Source organism: Arthrobacter sp. JB02-1C, from assembly GCF_057748045.1.
Window position 1 is genome coordinate 2,948,887 of sequence record NZ_CM173235.1, and the last position, 18,587, is coordinate 2,967,473.

Annotated in this window: 18 protein-coding genes; 12 read left to right on the forward strand and 6 right to left on the reverse strand. The window is 68.6% G+C overall.

Annotation, left to right across the window (positions count from 1 at the left end):
• The first annotated feature begins 146 nt into the window (after nucleotides 1-146).
• The 3 genes from fabG (at nucleotide 147) to AC3ANP_RS13830 (ending at nucleotide 2,391) form a co-directional block, all read left to right on the forward strand.
• On the forward strand, nucleotides 147-872 hold the full coding sequence (gene fabG / locus AC3ANP_RS13820; protein WP_488330725.1) for a 3-oxoacyl-ACP reductase FabG: 726 nt from the start codon (nucleotides 147-149) through the stop codon (nucleotides 870-872).
• Between the two features lie 120 nt (nucleotides 873-992).
• Nucleotides 993-1,415 (forward strand): Hsp20/alpha crystallin family protein, encoded by a 423-nt coding sequence (locus AC3ANP_RS13825; protein ID WP_488330726.1) that lies wholly within the window; start codon nucleotides 993-995, stop codon nucleotides 1,413-1,415.
• Between the two features lie 211 nt (nucleotides 1,416-1,626).
• On the forward strand, nucleotides 1,627-2,391 hold the full coding sequence (locus AC3ANP_RS13830; RefSeq protein ID WP_488330727.1) for an SDR family oxidoreductase: 765 nt from the start codon (nucleotides 1,627-1,629) through the stop codon (nucleotides 2,389-2,391).
• Nucleotides 2,392-2,480: 89 nt separating this feature from the next.
• Here AC3ANP_RS13830 and serB read toward each other — a convergent pair whose 3' ends face one another.
• Nucleotides 2,481-3,377, reverse strand: coding sequence for a phosphoserine phosphatase SerB (gene serB, locus AC3ANP_RS13835; RefSeq protein ID WP_488330728.1), 897 nt, complete (start codon nucleotides 3,375-3,377; stop codon nucleotides 2,481-2,483).
• A 156-nt stretch (nucleotides 3,378-3,533) separates the two neighbouring features.
• On the opposite strand from serB, the gene AC3ANP_RS13840 reads away from it, so the two are divergent.
• The 5 genes from AC3ANP_RS13840 to lplAB all read left to right on the forward strand — a co-directional run bounded on the left by AC3ANP_RS13840 (nucleotide 3,534) and on the right by lplAB (nucleotide 7,599).
• Complete coding sequence (locus AC3ANP_RS13840; protein WP_488330729.1) at nucleotides 3,534-4,319, forward strand: ABC transporter ATP-binding protein; 786 nt, start codon at nucleotides 3,534-3,536, stop codon at nucleotides 4,317-4,319.
• Nucleotides 4,320-4,336: 17 nt separating this feature from the next.
• The gene (locus AC3ANP_RS13845; RefSeq protein ID WP_488330730.1) at nucleotides 4,337-5,122 is read left to right on the forward strand and encodes a sulfite exporter TauE/SafE family protein; all 786 of its coding nucleotides are present in this window, start codon (nucleotides 4,337-4,339) and stop codon (nucleotides 5,120-5,122) included.
• A gap of 7 nt (nucleotides 5,123-5,129) precedes the next feature.
• Nucleotides 5,130-5,939 carry a TrmH family RNA methyltransferase gene (locus AC3ANP_RS13850; RefSeq protein WP_488330731.1) on the forward strand — a complete coding sequence of 270 codons (810 nt, stop codon included), beginning with the start codon at nucleotides 5,130-5,132 and terminating at the stop codon, nucleotides 5,937-5,939.
• A gap of 140 nt (nucleotides 5,940-6,079) precedes the next feature.
• Nucleotides 6,080-6,337, forward strand: a complete 258-nt coding sequence (locus AC3ANP_RS13855) for a type B 50S ribosomal protein L31 (RefSeq protein WP_056739465.1) — start codon at nucleotides 6,080-6,082, stop codon at nucleotides 6,335-6,337.
• Nucleotides 6,338-6,474: 137 nt separating this feature from the next.
• Nucleotides 6,475-7,599 (forward strand): lipoate-protein ligase LplAB, encoded by a 1,125-nt coding sequence (gene lplAB / locus AC3ANP_RS13860; RefSeq protein WP_488330732.1) that lies wholly within the window; start codon nucleotides 6,475-6,477, stop codon nucleotides 7,597-7,599.
• An 18-nt stretch (nucleotides 7,600-7,617) separates the two neighbouring features.
• Here the strand turns inward: lplAB and pepN are convergent, their stop codons facing one another.
• Nucleotides 7,618-10,227 (reverse strand): aminopeptidase N, encoded by a 2,610-nt coding sequence (gene pepN / locus AC3ANP_RS13865; protein WP_488330733.1) that lies wholly within the window; start codon nucleotides 10,225-10,227, stop codon nucleotides 7,618-7,620.
• 27 nt (nucleotides 10,228-10,254) lie between these two features.
• Nucleotides 10,255-11,286, reverse strand: coding sequence for a YeiH family protein (locus AC3ANP_RS13870; RefSeq protein ID WP_488330734.1), 1,032 nt, complete (start codon nucleotides 11,284-11,286; stop codon nucleotides 10,255-10,257).
• Between the two features lie 124 nt (nucleotides 11,287-11,410).
• On the opposite strand from AC3ANP_RS13870, the gene AC3ANP_RS13875 reads away from it, so the two are divergent.
• The 3 genes from AC3ANP_RS13875 to AC3ANP_RS13885 are packed head-to-tail and all read left to right on the forward strand — an operon-like array spanning nucleotide 11,411 to nucleotide 14,773.
• Complete coding sequence (locus AC3ANP_RS13875; RefSeq protein WP_488330735.1) at nucleotides 11,411-13,006, forward strand: circularly permuted type 2 ATP-grasp protein; 1,596 nt, start codon at nucleotides 11,411-11,413, stop codon at nucleotides 13,004-13,006.
• Entirely contained in the window at nucleotides 12,999-13,925 is a 927-nt protein-coding gene (locus AC3ANP_RS13880) for an alpha-E domain-containing protein (RefSeq protein WP_488330736.1), read from the forward strand. The genes AC3ANP_RS13875 and AC3ANP_RS13880 overlap by 8 nt, the downstream gene beginning before the upstream one ends.
• Nucleotides 13,922-14,773, forward strand: a complete 852-nt coding sequence (locus AC3ANP_RS13885; RefSeq protein WP_488330737.1) for a transglutaminase family protein — start codon at nucleotides 13,922-13,924, stop codon at nucleotides 14,771-14,773. The genes AC3ANP_RS13880 and AC3ANP_RS13885 overlap by 4 nt, the downstream gene beginning before the upstream one ends.
• Before the next feature lie 2 nt (nucleotides 14,774-14,775).
• On the opposite strand, the gene AC3ANP_RS13890 is transcribed toward AC3ANP_RS13885, so the two are convergent.
• Nucleotides 14,776-15,261 (reverse strand): pyridoxamine 5'-phosphate oxidase family protein, encoded by a 486-nt coding sequence (locus AC3ANP_RS13890; RefSeq protein WP_488330738.1) that lies wholly within the window; start codon nucleotides 15,259-15,261, stop codon nucleotides 14,776-14,778.
• A gap of 186 nt (nucleotides 15,262-15,447) precedes the next feature.
• Here AC3ANP_RS13890 and AC3ANP_RS13895 point away from each other — a divergent pair, with 186 nt between their 5' ends.
• Nucleotides 15,448-17,115, forward strand: coding sequence for a GAF domain-containing sensor histidine kinase (locus AC3ANP_RS13895; protein ID WP_488330739.1), 1,668 nt, complete (start codon nucleotides 15,448-15,450; stop codon nucleotides 17,113-17,115).
• A gap of 58 nt (nucleotides 17,116-17,173) precedes the next feature.
• Here AC3ANP_RS13895 and AC3ANP_RS13900 read toward each other — a convergent pair whose 3' ends face one another.
• Complete coding sequence (locus AC3ANP_RS13900; protein WP_488333065.1) at nucleotides 17,174-17,911, reverse strand: response regulator; 738 nt, start codon at nucleotides 17,909-17,911, stop codon at nucleotides 17,174-17,176.
• Between the two features lie 183 nt (nucleotides 17,912-18,094).
• A complete protein-coding gene (locus AC3ANP_RS13905; protein ID WP_488330740.1) occupies nucleotides 18,095-18,565 on the reverse strand; it encodes a pyridoxamine 5'-phosphate oxidase family protein in 471 nt (156 codons plus the stop codon).
• Nucleotides 18,566-18,587: the final 22 nt, after the last annotated feature.

The following is an 18,587-nucleotide window of genomic DNA, read 5'->3' on the forward strand; positions in this document are numbered from 1 at the left end:
TTCCTCCAATTCTCTCACTATCGGCGGAGGCGCCCAAACGGCAGCCGCCGCATGAACCGGGCAAAGCCGCGCCGGACGCTAAGATCGGAGGCAGCAAAACCAGCCCCCAGCGCGGCGCCTCGAGCCGCAGAATTCCGGAGCACACTATGTCTGAAGCAACCTCCACCGGCCGCAGCGTCCTCATCACCGGCGGCAACCGAGGCATCGGCCTGGCCATTGCCCGCTCGTTCCTCGCCAACGGCGACAAGGTGGCGGTCACCTACCGCAGCGAGGCGGCACTGCCGGAAGGGATCCTGGGGGTCAAGGCCGACGTCACCGACGAAGCCTCCGTGGACGCGGCGTTCAGCGAGGTTGAGGCCGCGCACGGCCCGGTGGAGGTCCTGGTCGCCAACGCCGGCATCACCAAGGACACGCTCCTGCTGCGGATGAGCGAGGACGACTTCACCTCCGTGATCGACACCAACCTCACCGGGGCCTTCCGCGTCATCAAGCGCGCGTCCAAAGGCATGATCCGGGCACGCAAGGGACGGGTTGTCCTTATTTCCTCGGTCACGGGCCTTTACGGCGCCCCCGGCCAGATCAACTACTCAGCCTCCAAGGCGGGCCTGGTCGGCATTGCCCGCTCACTCACCAGGGAACTCGGGGGCCGGGGGATTACGGCCAACGTCGTGGCGCCCGGTTTCATCAACACGGACATGACGGCCGAGCTGCCGGAAGCCACGCAAAAGGACTACCTGTCCAAGGTCCCGGCAGGCCGATTCGCCGAGGCATCCGAGGTCGCCGACGTCGTCCGCTGGGTCGCCAGCGACGAGGCCGCGTACATCTCGGGCGCCGTAATCCCGGTCGACGGCGGACTGGGCATGGGCCACTAGCGCGGGCACCCCGAGGGCCCCGCGAGGCCTTTGGCCCTTGGCGGGGCCGCGCGCAGGGCATCTAATGGAGTGACAGCCCCTGTCCGCGTCGAGGCCAGGGGCGCGGACCCAGGAGGAATTATGGCTGATCTCAGCAAGTGGGCGCCCTCGGAAATGTTGGAGCCTGTCCGCCGTTTTCTCGACGGCGACCTGATCATGGCGCCGTCCATCAAGGTCGAGCAGTTCCAGGACGGCAATACCCTCGTGGTCAGGGCGGAAGTTCCCGGCATCGATCCCGACCGTGACGTCGACGTCTCGATCAGCGACGGCATGCTGCACCTCAAGGTCGAGCGGCAGGAGAAGTCCGAGCACAAGGGAAAGACCGGCTACCGCTCGGAGTTCCGTTACGGTTCCTTCCAGCGCAGCGTCGCCCTTCCGGCGGGCGCTAAGGAAGAGGACATCACCGCCAGCTACAGGGACGGTGTGCTGGAAGTGCGCGCGCCCGCCCCGGTAACGGCGCCGCCCGGCGAAGCCCCGAAGAAGATCCGGGTGGACCGGGGCTGACCCGGGCGGCCCGGCACCCCGGCCGGCGCGGGCGATGTCGCCGCCCGGCTCCGACCCCCGCGCGGGAGGCCGGGCCGGGCGCCCGCACCGCACCGAAACTAGGCCCCGGCCGCTTCTTTGTGGACCACGGACAACTTATCTGGTGCTGCTCGCTGGCATGATGGACAGCGGACCCACAGTATTTGGACGTTTTGAAACACAAGGAGCACGCATGGGACTACTCGAAAACAAGACCGCCATCGTTACCGGTTCATCCCGCGGAATCGGCGCGGAAGTCGCCAAATTCCTGGCCGCCGAGGGTGCCGCCGTCGTGGTGAACTACCGGCAGAAGGCACCCCGCGCCAACAAGGTGGTCGCGGACATCGAGGCGGCCGGCGGCCGGGCCGCGGCAGTTGGCGCGGACCTGACCACCCAGGAAGGCGTCCAGGCCCTGGCCAGCGCGGCCATGGAGAACTTCGGCTCCCTGGACCTGCTGGTCCTCAATGCCTCGGGCGGCATGGAATCCGGCATGGAGGAGGGGTACGCCCTCAAGCTCAACCGCGACGCCCAGGTGAACATGCTCAATGCCGCTGTTCCGCTGATGCCGGAAGGTTCCCGCGTCGTCTTCGTGACCAGCCACCAGGCCCACTTCATCGAGTCGGTTCCCACCATGCCCGAGTATGAGCCGGTGGCCCGCAGCAAGCGTGCCGGCGAGGACGCGCTGCGCGAACTCCTGCCCAGTCTTGCCGACAAGGGTATTTCGCTGGTGGTCGTGTCCGGCGACATGATCGAAGGCACCGTTACTGCCACGCTGCTGGACCGCTCCAACCCCGGCGCCATCGAGGCCCGGCGCGCCGAGGCCGGCAAGCTGTACTCGGTCAGCGAATTCGGGGCCGAGGTCGCGAAGATGGCGACCGCCGACGTCCAGTCCGGCCACACCGAGTATGTCGGCGGGGCCGACTACTTCGACAAGGCTGCCGGACCCGGCTCCAACTAGCGGCGCAGCCCCCGGCCCGCCCGAGATGACACATCGCGGCAGTGTTTTGCGCAAACACTGCCGCGATGTGTCGTCTCGCGGTTAGCGCCTCAGACCCCGGCGATGTGCCGTACCGCGTCCAGGTATGGCATGTTCACGGCGGCGTCCGCCACCGCCCGGACCGCGGGTTTGGCATTGAACGCCACACCGATCCCGGCGGCTCCCAGCATGTCCAGGTCGTTCGCGCCGTCGCCCACGGCAATGGTGTGCTCCAGGGGGATCCCTTCCGCGGCGGCCCACTCGCGCAGGTACTTTTCCTTGGCGGCCCGGTCGACGACGTCGCCCACCACCTTCCCGGTCAGGGCGCCGCCGGCAATTTCCAGCTCGTTGGCGATCCAGTAGTCAAGGCCCAGGCGTTCCGCGAGCGGGCGCAGGATCTGGTTGAAACCGCCGGAGACGGCCGCCACAGCGTGCCCGGCGGCCTTGAAAGCAGCCACCAGGTCCGCGGCCCCGGCACTCAGGGTGACTTCGGCGCAGACCGATTCGATGACGTCCTCCGGAAGCCCGGCCAGGACCGCCACCCGGGCATGCAGGCTCTGCGCAAAGTCCAGCTCGCCCCGCATCGCAGCCTCGGTTACCGCGGCCACCTCGTCGCGTTTGCCGGCGTAGGCGGCCAGGAGTTCGATCACCTCCTGGCGGATCAGCGTGGAGTCGACGTCCATGATCAGCAGCTTCCGCGGAGCCCGGCGCAGGGAGGCCGGGACGAGGGCCGTGTCGATGCCGTCGACGGGCGACGCCGAAAGGGTGCGGCGGAGCGCGGCAAGGCCGGCCGCGGTAGGTGATTCCAGCCACTCACACTCGGCGGAATAGACCGAATAACGCCCGTCGCCGGCCGTGCTCTCAGCGTCGATGCGCAGTCCGGCGCCGGTCAGGGCAGCCCGCAGCGCCGGCACCTGGGAAGGGGACAGTTTGACGCCGTAGCTGACCGCGGTCACGTTCGAACTCATGGCCCAATCCTAGCGAGCGCCCGGGAACCGAACGGAATCCGGTGCGCCCAGGTGACACCGGCCAGCCGGCCCCGCCATCCGCCCCGCAGCGGGCCCTGTGGCCGGACCGGCACCCGGTTAGCAGTCGTCCGCTTTTTTGTCCTAGTGTCTACTCCTATGAGTGATGTTCTTGAATTGGCCGCCGTCAGCGTTGTGCGCGGGGCGAAGACGCTCCTGGACAAGGTTGACTGGCAGGTCAAGGAGGGCGAACGCTGGGTGGTTCTGGGCCCCAACGGCGCCGGCAAAACCACTCTGCTTCAGGTTGCCGCGGCCCGGTTGCACCCCACCAGCGGCATGGCCGGAATCCTTGAAGAGATCCTCGGCGCCGTCGACGTCTTCGAACTCCGGCCCCGGATCGGTCTGTCCTCCGCCGCCCTGGCCAACCAGATCCCGGGCCACGAAAAGGTGCTGAACGTCGTCGTGACTGCCGCCTACGGGGTCACAGGCCGCTGGCGCGAAGGCTACGAAAAGGACGACGAGCGGCGCGCCTTCGCGCTGCTCAACGATTGGGGGATGGGTCCGCTCCTGAACCGCCCGTTCGCCTCGCTTTCCGAGGGCGAACGCAAGCGCGTACAAATTGCCCGCGCCCTGATGACGGACCCGGAACTGCTCCTGCTCGACGAGCCCGGTGCCGGCCTGGACCTGGCCGGCCGCGAGGACCTGGTCCACCGGCTCAGTGAACTGGCCAGTGACGAGGCAGCCCCCGCCGTGGTGCTCGTCACCCACCACCTGGAGGAAGTCCCGCCAGGGTTCACCCACGCGCTGCTGCTGCGCGAGGGCGGCGTGGTGGCCTCCGGCCCGCTGGGCGAGGTGCTCACCGCGGAGAACCTGAGTGCGACGTTCGGCGTGGACCTGGACGTGAACGTGGCCGGGGGACGCTACACCGCCACGGCCCGCCGCTAGGGGAGTCGCTGCAGCGCGTGGAGTTACTCAGCAGCTTCTTAATATTCTTTGCCGGGCTCTGGGCCGGAACGATCAACAGCGTGGTGGGCTCCGGGACGCTGGTGACCTTTCCCGTGCTGATCGCTCTGGGCTTCGCGCCGGTGACGGCATCCATCAGCAACGCCACGGGCCTGGTGGCCGGCAGCGCCGCGGGTGCCTGGGGTTACCGCAAGGAACTCGCCGGCCGCCGAAACCAGTTGCTTCGGCTGCTGCCTGCCTCGCTGCTCGGCGGGATCACCGGAGCGTACCTGCTGTTGCACCTGCCGGAGGTGGTCTTCCAGTACGTGGCGCCGGTCCTGATCGTCGTGGCCCTGCTGATGGTGGTGTTCCAGCCCCGGCTGCAGCGCTGGGTACAAAACCGGGAGGCGGACCCGGAACAGGCCGTGCGGGACAAAAGGCACGGCATTCTGCTGGTAGTACTGGTGTACCTGGCGGGTGTGTACGGCGGCTACTTCGTGGCGGCGCAGGGAATCCTGCTGGTCGGCATCCTCGGCGTGTTCATGGCCGGCACCATGCAGAACGCGAACGCGATGAAGAACGTCCTGGTCCTGGGCGTCAACGTTGTGGCCGCGGCGTCCTATCTGCTGTTCGCCTTCAACCGGATCAGCTGGACCGCCGTCGGCCTGATCGCCGTCAGTTCCCTGATCGGCGGCCTGATCGGGTCCAAGGTGGGTCGCCGGCTGTCGCCGCCCGTGCTGCGCGGTGTCATCTTCGCGCTCGGCACCGTGGCTCTGGGGTTCATGATCGCCAAGCTGCTGAACTGACCCGCCGATGAGCTTCCACTACCTCGAATCCGCCGACGACCCGCGCGTCGCCGACTACACGCAACTGACCGACGTGCACCTGCGCAAGCTCCGGGAGCCTGCCGAAGGCATGTACATTGCTGAATCCTCGCGGGTGCTGCGCCGCGCCCTTGCGGCCGGGCACCGGCCCCGCTCGTTCTTCCTGGCCGAAAAATGGCTGCCGGACCTCGCCGATGTTTTCGAGCAATATCCGGAGGTGCCGGCCTACATCGGCTCGGCCGCGCTGCTCGAAGAGATCACCGGCTTCCACCTGCACCGCGGCGCGATGGCAGCCATGCACCGCCCGGCCCCCGTGCCGCTGCCCGACCTGCTTGCCGGAGCACGGCGGATTGCCGTGCTGGAGGACATCGTCGATCACACGAACGTCGGGGCAATCTTCCGTTCCGCGGCCGCGCTCGGCATCGACGCCGTGCTGGTCTCGCCGCGCTGCGGTGATCCGCTGTACCGACGGAGCGTGCGCGTGAGCATGGGCACCGTCTTCCAGGTTCCGTGGGCGCGGCTCGAGGACTGGCCGGAGGCCGTGCCGGTGCTGCAGCAGCATGGCTTCCTCGTGGCCGCCCTGGAGCTGACCGGGGACGCGGTCGACGTCGACGCCCTCGCCGCCCGCGCCCCCGAACGGCTCGCACTGGTGCTGGGCACCGAAGGCGCCGGCATGAGCCCGGCCACCCTCGCCGCCGTCGACCTCGCCGTGAAGATCCCGATGCGCGCCGGGGTCGACTCGCTGAACGTCGCTGCCGCCTCGGCGGTGGCGTTCTGGGAGCTCCGGCCCCGGGCCTGAGCTCCGCGCGGCGGTTCGTGCGCCCCTCCGGTCTGCGCTATGATGGGTAGCTGGCCGTACTGCGCTTATCAGCGCCGGGCGGCCATCCCACTCATACCTGGCAGCTGGCAAAATCCAGTTGCGCGAACAAAGGTCCAATTATGCAGTCTGATATCCACCCGAAGTACGAAGCTGTTGTTTTCAACGACCTGGCTTCCGGCGTCAAGTTCCTGACCAAGTCCACCGTGTCTTCCTCGAAGACCATCGAGTGGGAAGACGGAAACACCTACCCGGTCATCGACGTCGAAATCTCCTCCGAGTCCCACCCGTTCTACACGGGCAAGCAGCGCATCATGGACTCCGCTGGCCGTGTCGAGCGCTTCAACGCTCGCTTCAAGGGCTTCGGCGGCAAGAAGTAACCTTCTGCTCCCAAGGTCTTTTGGAAAAGCCCGCACCGGTGACGGTGCGGGCTTTTCGCGTCCCGGCCACCTGCCGCCGCCGGCTGCAGGGTAGGCGCCGCTTCGGTTTTAGCCGGGAAAAGGGGCAGGATTGGGCTATGACTTCCTTCCCATTTTCCGCGTCCTCGCCGGGGCCCACAGCCATCCCCCCTACCGAGGACGACGGCGGACGCCGGCACGGCGAGTACAAGGTTCCCGGCGGCAAACTGGTGGTGGCCGATCTCGAAGTCGCCGACGGCGCACTCAGCCGTGTTTCGATCAGCGGGGACTTCTTCCTGGAACCCGACGAAGCGCTCCTGGACATCAACCACAGCCTCACCGGCCTGCCCGCGGACGCCGGTGCCGCCGACCTCGCCGCGGCCGTCACGGCAGCACTCCCGGCGGACGCCGTACTCTTCGGCTTCTCCGCCGAGGCGGTCGCCATCAGCGTGCGCCGCGCCCTGGCCAAAGCCACCGGCTGGCGGGACCACCACTGGAACATCATCCCGCCCTCGGTGCTCCCCACCCAGGTCAACGTGGCACTGGACGAAGTCCTCACCGAAGAGGTTGGTGCGGGCCGGCGCAACCCGACGCTGCGTTTCTGGGACTGGGAGGAGCCCTCGGTCGTGATCGGGAGCTTCCAGTCCGTCCGCAACGAGGTCCACCCCGAAGGGGTCAGCCGGCACGGCATCAACGTGGTCCGCCGGATCAGCGGCGGGGGAGCGATGTTCATGGAGGCGGGCAACTGCATCACCTACTCGCTGTACCTGCCGCAGACCCTGGTCGACGGCATCAGTTTCGCCGACTCCTACGCGTTCCTCGACGCCTGGGTGATGGCGGCCCTGCAGAAAGTGGGCATCAGCGCGTTCTACGTGCCGCTCAACGACATCGCCACAGACCAGGGCAAGATCGGCGGCGCCGCGCAGAAACGGCTCGCCAACGGCGGCATGCTGCACCACGTCACGATGAGCTACGACATCGACGCGGACAAGATGGTCGAGGTGCTGCGGATCGGCAAGGAGAAACTGTCGGACAAGGGCACCACCAGCGCCAAGAAGCGCGTCGACCCGCTGCGCCGGCAGACCGGCCTGGCCCGCGCCGAGATCCTCGCCGCCATGATGGAAGTCTTCACCGACCGGTACGGAGCCACGCCCTCGGAACTGACCGACGCCGAACTCGCCACCGCCAGGCAGCGGGTGGAGTCCAAGTTCGGCACCACGGAGTGGCTGCACCGGGTCCCGTAGCCGAAGCCGACCGGGACGTCAGCCGGCTGCCTGCGCCGTGAGGGCACGCAGCAGGTGGCTGCGCTGTTCGATGACGATCCGGCGCAGCGCCTGCGGGGCATCCGGGTGCGCTGCGAGCCAGGCATCGGACCGGACGACCACCGGGTGCTCCGAGGGAGCGCCGCCCCGTTGCACGAGATCCTGGCCGGAAGGGTACAGGCCGCGGACAATCCGGCTCGCGATCTCGATGCTGCGCTCCGCCCAGACCCGTTCCAGGGATTCAAAGTACGGCTCCACGTAGCCGGCCAGCAGCTCCGCCGGGGCCGTGGTGAAACCCGCGATGGTCGCACTGAGCAGCTGGTTGGACAGCGCGGTACCGTGCACGGCGGCGTCCCAGGCGGCCGCCTTCACCTCCGGGTCCGGCCGGGCCGCCAGGGCGGTGGCGTGGCCGGACTTGCCGGCGGCGGTGTTGTCACGGGCCAGCTCCGCATCCAGCTGCGCCTGGCTGGCCCGGCCGTGCGCCGCCAGCGCCTGCCAGAAGTTCCAGCGGAGTTCGGCGTCGACGGAGAGTCCCTGCACCACGGCGCTGCCGTCCAGGAGGGCTGCCAGGAAATCCAGCCGGCCGGCGTCGAACCGGCTGGTGGCGGCCACCGTGCGCGCCCAGGCCAGTTGCTGGTCGGAGCCGGGCGCCGCCCGCTCCAGCTCGGTGCCGGCGGCGCTGAGGAAGGCGCTGCGGACAGCACCCCGGTGCTCCGCCGGCAGATAGCGTTCGATGGCGGTCTGGGCGTTGCCGAGGATGTTCAGGAGCACCCCGATGCCGGTTTCGGCCGGAGCGAACCGCTGAACCGCGTCGACATAGCGGGCCGCGGGCGTGACGGCGTCCCGGGCCGAGTCCCACAGGGCGGTCCAGCAGAGGGCCCTGGCCATCGGGTCGCTGATCGTTCCCAGCGAGCTGCGCACGGTGGCCTCGGAGTGCGGATCCAGCCGGACCTTGGCGTAGCTGAGGTCCTCGTCGTTGACCAGCAGCAGGGCCGGCCGGTCCTTGCCGGCCAGGCCCGCAACCACGGTGCGTTCGCCGTCGACGTCGGTTTCCACACTGTCCGTGCGCACCAGCGCCCCGGACCCGTCCGGGTTGTACAGCCCGATCCGGAGCCGGTGCGGACGCGGTTCCTGGCGGCCGGTGCCGGGGTCCTCGGCGTGCTGGTGCAGCGTGACCGAGGCCAGGACGCCGTCGTGCTCCTCCAGTTCGGTGCTGAGCGTGGAAATGCCGGAGGTCTGCAGCCACTGCCGGGCCCAGGCGGCGAGGTCGCGGCCGGACGCGGCGCTGAGCGCCGCCAGCAGGTCCGACAGGGTCGTGTTGCCATAGGCGTGGTCCCTGAAGTACCGGCGGGACCCGGCGACGAACGCTTCGAACCCGACGTAGGCGACCAGCTGTTTGAGCACCGAGGCGCCCTTGGCGTAGGTGATGCCGTCGAAGTTCTGCTTGGCCGCCTCAAGGTCCGGGATGTCCGCGACAATCGGGTGGGTCGTGGGCAGCTGGTCCTGCACGTAGGCCCACGCCTTGCGGTTGTTGGCGAAGTTCACCCAGGCGGTGTCCCAGCCGGTGGTGCGGTCCACGCCCAGGGTGCCCATGTAGTCCGCGAAGGACTCCTTGAGCCACAGATCATCCCACCACCGCATCGTGACCAGGTCGCCGAACCACATGTGTGCCATCTCGTGCAGCAACGTGTTGGCCCGGGCCTGGTATTGCGAGTCGGCGGCGCGGGAGCTGAAAACGTAGCTCTCGGTGAACGTCACGAGGCCAGGGTTCTCCATGGCGCCGAGGTTGTATTCGGGGACGAACGCCTGCTCGTACTTGCCCCAGGGGTACGGGTAGTCGAAGAGGTCGTTGAAGAAGGCCAGGCCGTCCTTGGTGAGCCTGAACAGTTCGGCCGCATCAAAGGACGGTGCCATCGAGGCGCGGCAGTACAGTGCCAGCGGCACGTCCAGTGCGGTGCCGTCCGCGAGGGTGCCGTGCCAGCTGTCTTCGGCCTTGAAGTAGGGCCCGGCCAGTACGGTGGTGATGTAGGTGGACATCCGGCGGGTCGGGGCAAAGTCCCACCGGCTCACGGCCGGGTCGCCGGCCAGCGGCGTACAGGCCGTCTCGGTACCGTTTGAGGAGACCTGCCAGCCGGACGGGGCGGTCACGTGGAAGGTGAACTCCGCCTTCAGGTCCGGCTGTTCAAAGTTGGCGAAGACCCGGCGCGCGTCGGCGGGTTCGTACTGGGTGTACAGGTAGCACTGCCCGTCGGCGGGGTCGAAGAACCGGTGCATTCCCTCGCCCGAGGTGCTGAACAGGGCCGTGCCGGTCACCGTGACCCGGTTCTCGGCCTGCAGCCCATCCAGCCGGATCCGGGACCCCTCCACCACCTCCGGGATGGACAGGCCGGTGCCGTTGAGGACCACGCTGTGCACGGACCCGGCAATGAAGTCCAGGAACGTGGAGGCTCCCGGCTCACTCGCGGAAAACGTGATGTCGCTGCGGCTGGTGTAGCCGGCGACGGCAGGATCCGGCGCGTCGCGGACGTCCAGGGATACGTCGTAGCTGTGGGTGCTGATCAGGGCTGAGCGGGCCGCCGCTTCGTCACGGCGCAGGTTCTGGTTCGACACCCCGCTATCTAATCACGACGGCGGACCTCAGCCGGCGGGGATGAGCACGACGGCGGCGCCCAGGCCCAGGGCGGCGATCAGCAGCCAGGCCGCGAGCGCCGCCAGCAGCGCCGGCGTCCCGGTGCGCAGCAGTTCCCGTACCCGGACTGCGGCGCCGAGGCCGAACAATGCCATCCCCAGCAGCAGGTCCTGCAGCACGGCGGCGGCGTCCAGCAGCGCGGGCGCCATCCACCCGGTTGAGCGGAGGGCCGCCAGGACAACGAACCCGACGACGAACAGCGGCACGACGGGCGGGCGCCTGCCGCCCGCGGTTGACCCGGCCCGGTGGTGGATCCCCGCGGCGGCGACCATCGGGGCGAGCAGCAGGACACGGGTGAGTTTGACGATGACCGCGACCGCCAGCGCCGAGGCTCCCGCGGTCTGCGCAGTGGCGACCACCTGGCCGACGTCGTGCACCGAGGCGCCGGTCCACGCTCCGAAGGTCTCCGGGCCCAAGCGCAGCACACCCGCCAGGAGCGGCAGGACGCCGATGGCCAGCGTGCCGCAGAGTGTCACCAGGGCAATCGGCAGCACGGTGTCCTGTTGCCGGATGCGGCGGACCGCCGCCATCGCGCCGATCGCGGAGGCGCCGCAGATGGAGAACCCGGTGGCGAGCAGCAAGGCGACCGGTGGCGTCAGGCGGAACAGCCGGCCGATGCCGTAAGTGCCGGCGAACGCTGCCAGGACCACGCCGACGATCAGCAGCAGGGCGGGCCAGCCGAGCCCCAGCACGTCCACCACGCTGACCTTCAGGCCGAGCACGACGATGCCGCTGCGCATCAGGTGCTTGCCGGCGAAGCCCAGACCGGGCGAGCCGGTTCCGGCAGCCCAGCCGGCCACGCCCGGCAGGTTCGCCGCCAGGAGGCCCAGCACGACGGCCGCCGTCATGGCCGGCAGCGCGGGGAACGCCGCGTGCACGGCAAGGGCAATTCCGACGGCGGCGGCGCAGGCCAGCAGGCCCGGCACCAGCGGCCGCAGTTCTGCGCGGCGGGACCGGAAAGCGCGGTTGGTTGCGGGCATCCTTCAACAATGCCGCACGCGGACGCCAAAACACCCCGCCGCCACCCCGGGGATGTGAGCAGCAACACGCCCCGGGCCGTGCTCCGTTATGAATTCGGCCCGCAGAAGTGGTTGGCTAGTGGACATGTCTGACCTTTTCCAGGATTACTCAGAGGCCGCCGGTCGCAGCGGTGCCTACGACGAGATGTTCGCCCAGGGACAGCTGGCCCGCCGCTCCTACGGCCAGGTCGCCGAAGCGCTGAGCGAGCTGTCCCTCGCCGACGTCACCGCCCGTGCCGACTCAATGGCCCGGACCTTCCTGGACCGCGGGGTTACCTTCGACTATGCGGGGGAGGAGCGGCCCTTTCCGCTGGACATCGTGCCCCGCGTCATCCCTGCCGACGAGTGGGCGGTGCTCGAACGGGGCGTGGCGCAACGCGTCCGGGCCCTCGAGGCCTTCCTCAACGACGTGTACGGCAAGATGGCGGTCGTGGCCGACGGCGTCGTCCCCCGGCAGCTTGTCACCACCAGCGCGCATTTCCACCGCCAGGTCCACGGCTTCGAGCCCGCCGGCGGCGTCCGGGTCCACGTCTCCGGGATCGACGTGGTCCGCGACGCGGCCGGCACGTTCCGGGTCCTGGAGGACAACGTGCGGGTACCCTCCGGGGTCAGCTACGTCCTGGAGAACCGCCGCGCCATGGCCAAGGGCCTGCCGGAGGCCTTCGGCCAGCAGCTGATCCGCCCGGTGGAGGAGTATCCACGCCGGCTGCTGTCCGCGCTGCGCAAGACGGCGCCGTCCGGTGTCGACGATCCCACCGTGGTGGTCCTGACCCCCGGGGTCTTCAACAGCGCGTACTTTGAGCACACCCTGCTGGCCGGCCTGATGGGCGTGGAACTGGTCGAGGGCCGGGACCTGATCTGCCGCGGCAACCGGGTGTACATGCGCACCACCGCCGGGGAGCAGCGCGTTGACGTCATCTACAAACGGATCGACGACGAGTTCCTGGACCCGCTGCAGTTCCGCTCCGACTCCATGCTGGGCTGCCCCGGGCTGGTCAATGCGGCGCGGGCCGGCGGCGTGACGATCGCCAACGCCGTGGGCAACGGCGTCGCCGACGACAAGCTGGTCTACAGCTACGTGCCGGACCTGATCCGCTACTACCTGGGCGAAGAGCCGGTCATCGCCAACGTGGACACCTTCCGGCTGGAGGAAAAGGAAGCCCGCGAGCACGTGCTGGACCGGCTGGCGGACCTGGTGGTCAAGCCGGTGGACGGCTCCGGCGGCAAGGGCCTGGTCATCGGCCCGGACGCGTCCAAGGACGAACTGGAGGCGCTGCGCCGGCGGATCATCGCCGATCCCCGCGGCTGGATCGCGCAGCCGGTGCTGCAGCTCTCCACCGTGCCCACGCTCAGCGGCGATAAGTTTGGCCCCCGTCACGTGGACTTGCGGCCCTTCGCCGTGAACGACGGCGACGACGTCTGGGTGCTGCCCGGCGGCCTGACCCGGGTGGCGCTCAAGGAAGGCTCCCTGATCGTGAACTCCAGCCAGGGCGGCGGCTCCAAGGACACGTGGGTGCTCGCGGACTCCGCCCGGGTCCCGGTCGAGGCCGTCCCGCGGCCCGCCATCGCCGTCCGGGAGCGGGTGTCGGTGTGGCCGGTGGAGAGCAACTGGCAGGACAACCAGAAGGAACAGCAACAGCAGCAGCAGTCCCACGCGCAGGAGGTAGCCGCGAATGCTTAGCCGAATTGCCGAGTCACTGTTCTGGATCGGCCGCTACGTGGAGCGTGCGGACGGGACAGCCCGGATCCTGGACGTCCACCTGGAACGGCTCAACCATTTGCCGATGGAGGAGCAGCGCAGCGTCGCGCGGGAGCTCCTGGCCGTCATGGGGGCACGGCCGCAGTCCGACGAGTTCGGCCTCGACGAGCTGCTGCACGCCCTGGCCTACGACAAGCACAGCGCCACCTCGATCGCAGGCTCGCTCGGTGCCGCGAGGGAGAACGCCCGGCGGGCCCGGGAAACCGTGTCCTCGGGCCTCTGGGAAAGCCTGAACACCACCTATTACGGGCTCAGCCAGCACCGCAAGGACGTGGTGGGAACCTACCGGTTCTGCAACTGGGTGCTTGAACGCACCGCCATGGTCAGCGGGCTGGCGGACACCACGGTCAGCCACGACGAAAGCTGGCTGTTCCTGGTCCTGGGCCGGTCACTGGAACGCGCCGATATGACGGCGCGGATGCTCTCCACCCGGGATGTCCTGTCGGCGGGCATGTCCTGGGTGAACATGCTCCGCTGCGCCGGCGCGTACGAGTCGTTCCTGCGGACCCGCCGGGCCGCGTTCGGCGACGAGTACGCGGCTGAGTTCCTGCTGCTGGACCGGCTGTTCCCGCGATCCATCGTCTACGCCCTGCGTGACGCCGACGAGTGCCTGGCCAAACTGGACCCGTCGGCACAGCGCGTCGGTTTCATCAACGACGCCCGCCGCATTGTCGGCCAGGCCCGCACCTTCCTGGAGTTTCACCGCACCGACGATCTGATGGCCGAGCTGCCGGAACACATGGAGCGGGTCCAAAAGGCCGTGTCGCAGGCCTCGGACGCAATTTCCCGTAAGTACTTCAATCAGGCAAACGAACTGGCCTGGGTGGGAGAAGTTTCATGACCCGGCTCAGCATCACGCACCGCACCGCGTACCAGTACAACAAACGCGTCACCCTTTCCTACAACGAGGCCCGGATGACCCCGCTGACGGATCCGCAGCAGGTGGTGCTGGAAACCTCGATGAAGGTTTCGCCCGCCCAGGCCGCGGTCAGCAGCTACCGGGACTACTGGGGAACCCGGGTCACCGCTTTTGACATGCAGATGCCGCACGAGCATCTCGAGGTCCTGGCCACGACGACGGTTGAGGTGCACCGGGCGGAGCGGATCCCGGCCGAGGCGGACATCGTCGGCTGGTCGGAACTGACCACGCCGGAGACCCTGAACCAGTTCAGCGACTGGATTCCGCAGTCGCAGCTGACCGGCCCCGGGGAAGAAGTGCTCGCGATCCTGCCCGGCGTCGTCGCCGGCCGCAACCCGTACGAAGCGGCGATGGCCGTGTTCGACTGGATGCGCGGGGAAATGCGTTACATGAAGGGATCCACCGGCGTCACCACCAACGCCGAGGAGGCCTGGCACCAGCGCCAGGGCGTCTGCCAGGACCTCGCCCACCTTGCCATCGGCGCCCTGCGCAGCTGCGGCATCCCGGCCCGGTACGTGTCCGGTTACCTGCACCCGCGGTCGACGGCGGACCTTGGCGAAGCGGTTGCCGGCCAGTCCCACGCCTGGCTGGAATGGTGGGACGGGCAGTGGCGCAGCTGGGACCCGACGAACCATAAACCGGCCGGCGACTTCCACGTCACCGTGGCCCGGGGCCGCGACTACCGCGACGTGCCGCCGCTGAAGGGCATTTTGTCCGGCGGTGGAGGCTCCACGCTGTCCGTGACGGTGGAAATCACCCGGCTCGCCTGAGCCTACTCGGGTCTGGCGCGGGTGGCGTCGTCAAGCGGCGTCCACCAGGTCAGCGGCGGCACGATCTTGAAACGGCGGCCGGTGATGGAGTCCGGAGTGATCCGCACGAAGTGCTCCTTCTTGCCGCCCTGCCAGGGGAACAGCAGCAGGCCCACCGTGTCCATGAGCTCTTCCGGATTCTTCACCGATGTGGCCTGGCCCTTGAGGACGACGCTCCAGGCGATGCCGGTGTCCGAGTCGACGCCGTCGGCCTCGACCGCCACCGGGGTGTCTCCGGTGGCCGCCTGCAGCTTGGTGCCCTCGGCGGTGCGGAACACCAAGGTCCCGTGGTCCACCTTGTAGTTAACCGGAAAGATGTCCGGATGGTCGTCCACCCACACCGCCAGGCGCCCCACGGTGACGGTGCGCAACAAGCCCCAGCACTCGTGGCTTTCCAGGATCTCAACGGCAGGCTGCTGGCTGCCGGCCGGTTTCGGGTCATGGCTCATGCCGCCGAGTCTAGGGGAACTGACGTGCTCCGGGCTAGGGCAACACGGCACGGCAGGCCAAGAATGCAGCGGGCCTACCGGCGCCCACACACAGTGTTGGGGGTAGTCTTGCTACACGTCATCGGCGCGGATGACGTGGTCGGAATTGGGGACATCACGATGAACTCAGCTGGTAGCGGTCCGGGGATGGCCACGTCCGGTAGTCCACGGATCGAGGACTTGCTCAAGGACTTCGTGTCCCGTGCCGGCGAACTGCTGCAGTCGCAGGAACGAATGGCAGGCCTGCTCGAAGCCGTGGTTGCCGTCGCGGAGGACCTCAGCCTGGATGCCGTGCTCGAACGCGTGGTGCAGTCGGCGTGCCACCTGCTGCATGCACGTTACGGCGCCCTGGGCGTGATCGGCAGCGACCGTGCGCTGAGCCATTTCGTCAGCATCGGAATCGACGCTGAACTGGCCCGGAAAATCGGGCCGATGCCCACCGGCCACGGCGTGCTGGGACTGTTGATCAGCGACCCCCGTCCCTTGCGGCTGCATGACCTGCGCAAGCACCCCGAGGCTTACGGCTTTCCCGCCCACCACCCGGCGATGCATTCCTTCCTTGGCGTGCCGGTCCGGGTCCGGGACACCGTCTTCGGCAATCTTTACCTGACCGAAAAGGAGGGCGGCGGTGATTTCACCGAGGAGGACGAGAGCCTTGCCGTCGCATTGGCCGCCGCCGCGGGCGTCGCCATCGAAAACGCCAAGTTGTACGACGATTCCCGCCGCCGCGCCCGCTGGCTGGAAGCCTGCATGGACGTTTCCGGCCTGATGCTCAGCGCGGACCGGGACTACACCGCCGGCGGCCTGGACCCCATCGCCGCCCGGGCGCTTCAGGAGTCGGAATCGCAGCTCGCCCTGATTGTGGCGCCCGCCGCGGCCGGGGAAGGGTACAGCGTCGCCGGAGCCGCGGGGGAGCAGGCCAGGGAATTCACCGGCACCACCCTCAGCCTTGATGCCCCGGAGCTGCAGGAGGTTTTGGCCGGCGGCGAGCCGGTGATCGTAGAGAACGCAGCGGCGGTGCTGGGCCACGCCGGCAGTGGCATGGGCACCGTCCTGGCTGTTGCCTTGAGCACGCAGGGCTCGCATCACGGCCTGCTGCTGCTGGCCCGGCACCTGGATGCCCTCCGCTACGCCCGCACCGACGTGGAGATGGGCGCCGTCTTTGGCTCGCACGTGGCCCTGGCACTGGAACTTGCCCGCGTCCACCGGCTCCGGGAGGAACTGCTGGTCTTCACGGACCGGGACCGGATTGCCCGTGACCTGCACGACCTGGTGATCCAACGGCTCTTCGCCGCTGGCCTCAGTGTCCAAAGCCTGACCCGGTTCACCAAGGACGAACTGGCCACCGAGCGGATCCGCACCATCACCGGCGAACTCGACGAGGCGATCCGGAGCCTGCGGGACACCATTTACTCGCTGCGGAGCGGCAGCGCCGAGACCGAACTCCTCAGCGGCCGGATCCGCCGTGTCGCCCGAAGCTCCGCCAAGTCCATGCCGTTCACGCCGCGCCTGACGCTCACCGGACCGGTCGATGCCGTCACCCCGGACCGGGCAGACAACGTGGTGGCGGTGGTCTCAGAAGGGCTGAGCAACGCGATCCGGCATTCCGGTGCGGATGCGATCTCAGTCTCTGTCGCGGTCGTGAAGGGGCGGGTGACGGTAGTTATCACGGATAACGGCTCCGGATTTACTGCCACCGCAGAACGCAACGGCCTCGCCAACCTCGAAGCCCGCGCCCGGATGCTGGACGGCGAGTGCGTGATCACGTCCGTCCGTGACCAAGGCACCAACGTGGAGTGGTCCGTCCCGCTCTGAGCAGGCTGCCCTGAGGGTGGCTGCCCTGCGGGAGGCTGCACTGCGGGAGGCTGCCGACCTAGCGGGGGTTGCGCTGCCGGCCGGTATCGGACGCGGCACCGGCCGCGGCGGACAGAACGCCCTGGCCGGCCGGGCCGGCGATGAAAACGGCCGCCTGGGTCCGGCGTTCGAAACCCAGTTTGGCAAGCAGTGACGAAACATAGTTCTTGATCGTCTTTTCCGCCAAAAACATCTCCGCCGCGATCTGCCGGTTGGTCAGGCCGCCGCCGACCAGCTCCAGCACCCTGCGCTCCTGCGGGGTCAGGGCAGCCGTCCGCGGGTCGAGGTGCTCGGCCTCGACCACGCTCTCCACAATGCCGGCTGCGACGCCTTCCTCGAACAGGGTTTCACCCGCCGCGGCCCGGCGCAGCGCGCCAATCAGGTCGGTGCCGCCGATCTCCTTCAGGATGTAACCGGACGCGCCGGCCAGGACCGCGCCCCGGAGGGCCTGGTCGTCGTCGTAGCTGGTGAGGATGATGCAATTCAGGGAGGGGTCCACGGACCGCACGTCGCGGCAGACTTCAATTCCGGTGCCGTCGGGCAGGCGGGCGTCCAGGACGCAGACATCGGGATGCAGGGCCGGGATCCGGCGTGTCGCTTCCACCGCAGACCCTGAACTGCCCACCACCTGGAAGCCCTCACCCTCGAGCAGTTCCTGGAGGCCGCGGCGGACCAGCTCGTGGTCGTCGAGGATGAACACGCGGAGCTCCGCGGGGCGCTTCTCTGCCGTGGTACCGGCATCCGACCAGGCAATCATGACTCTCCCGCTCATGGTAGGTCGCTCACGTGCTGTGCAGTATAAGGGTCACTGCGGTTCATTCCCATTGTGCTGCGTCAATCCCCAAATGGGGAACGGGGCGGCAATATTTCTTCGCACGCCCTGCCAGCCTCGTTCCGGCGCTGCGCCCGGACTCCCGGCAGCGCCGAACGGGCGGCCGGCTCATTCGAAGGACTCCCGGCGCGGGTCCGCCAGCCTGGTCCGCCACAGATCCGGGCTGGTGACCCTGAATCGGCGCCCGGTCAGGGCTTTGGGAGCCAGCCGGACGTAGTAGTTCTTCTCGCCGGGCTGCCACGGTTCCAGCAGGAGCGCATCGACGGCATCCTTGTCCGCCTGCTCCTCGAGCAGTTCCGCTTCGCCGCGGGCCACGACGCTCCACGCCGCCTCCTCGTGGGCGTCATAGCCGTCGATCTCGAAGGCCACCGGTTTGGCTGTCATGGCGCCCCACAGCTTGGTGCCGCCTGCGGTCCGGAACACCACGGAGCGGCGGAGCAGCACGAAGTTCACCGGGAACACCTCGGGGTGGCCGTCCACGATCAGGGCAACCCGGCCCACGACCTCGCTCTCGAGCAGGGACCAGCACTGGTCGATGGACAGCTGGAAATTTGGCGGGGGTGTCGTCGTCGTGTTCACAGCTCCACGTTACGGACAGCAG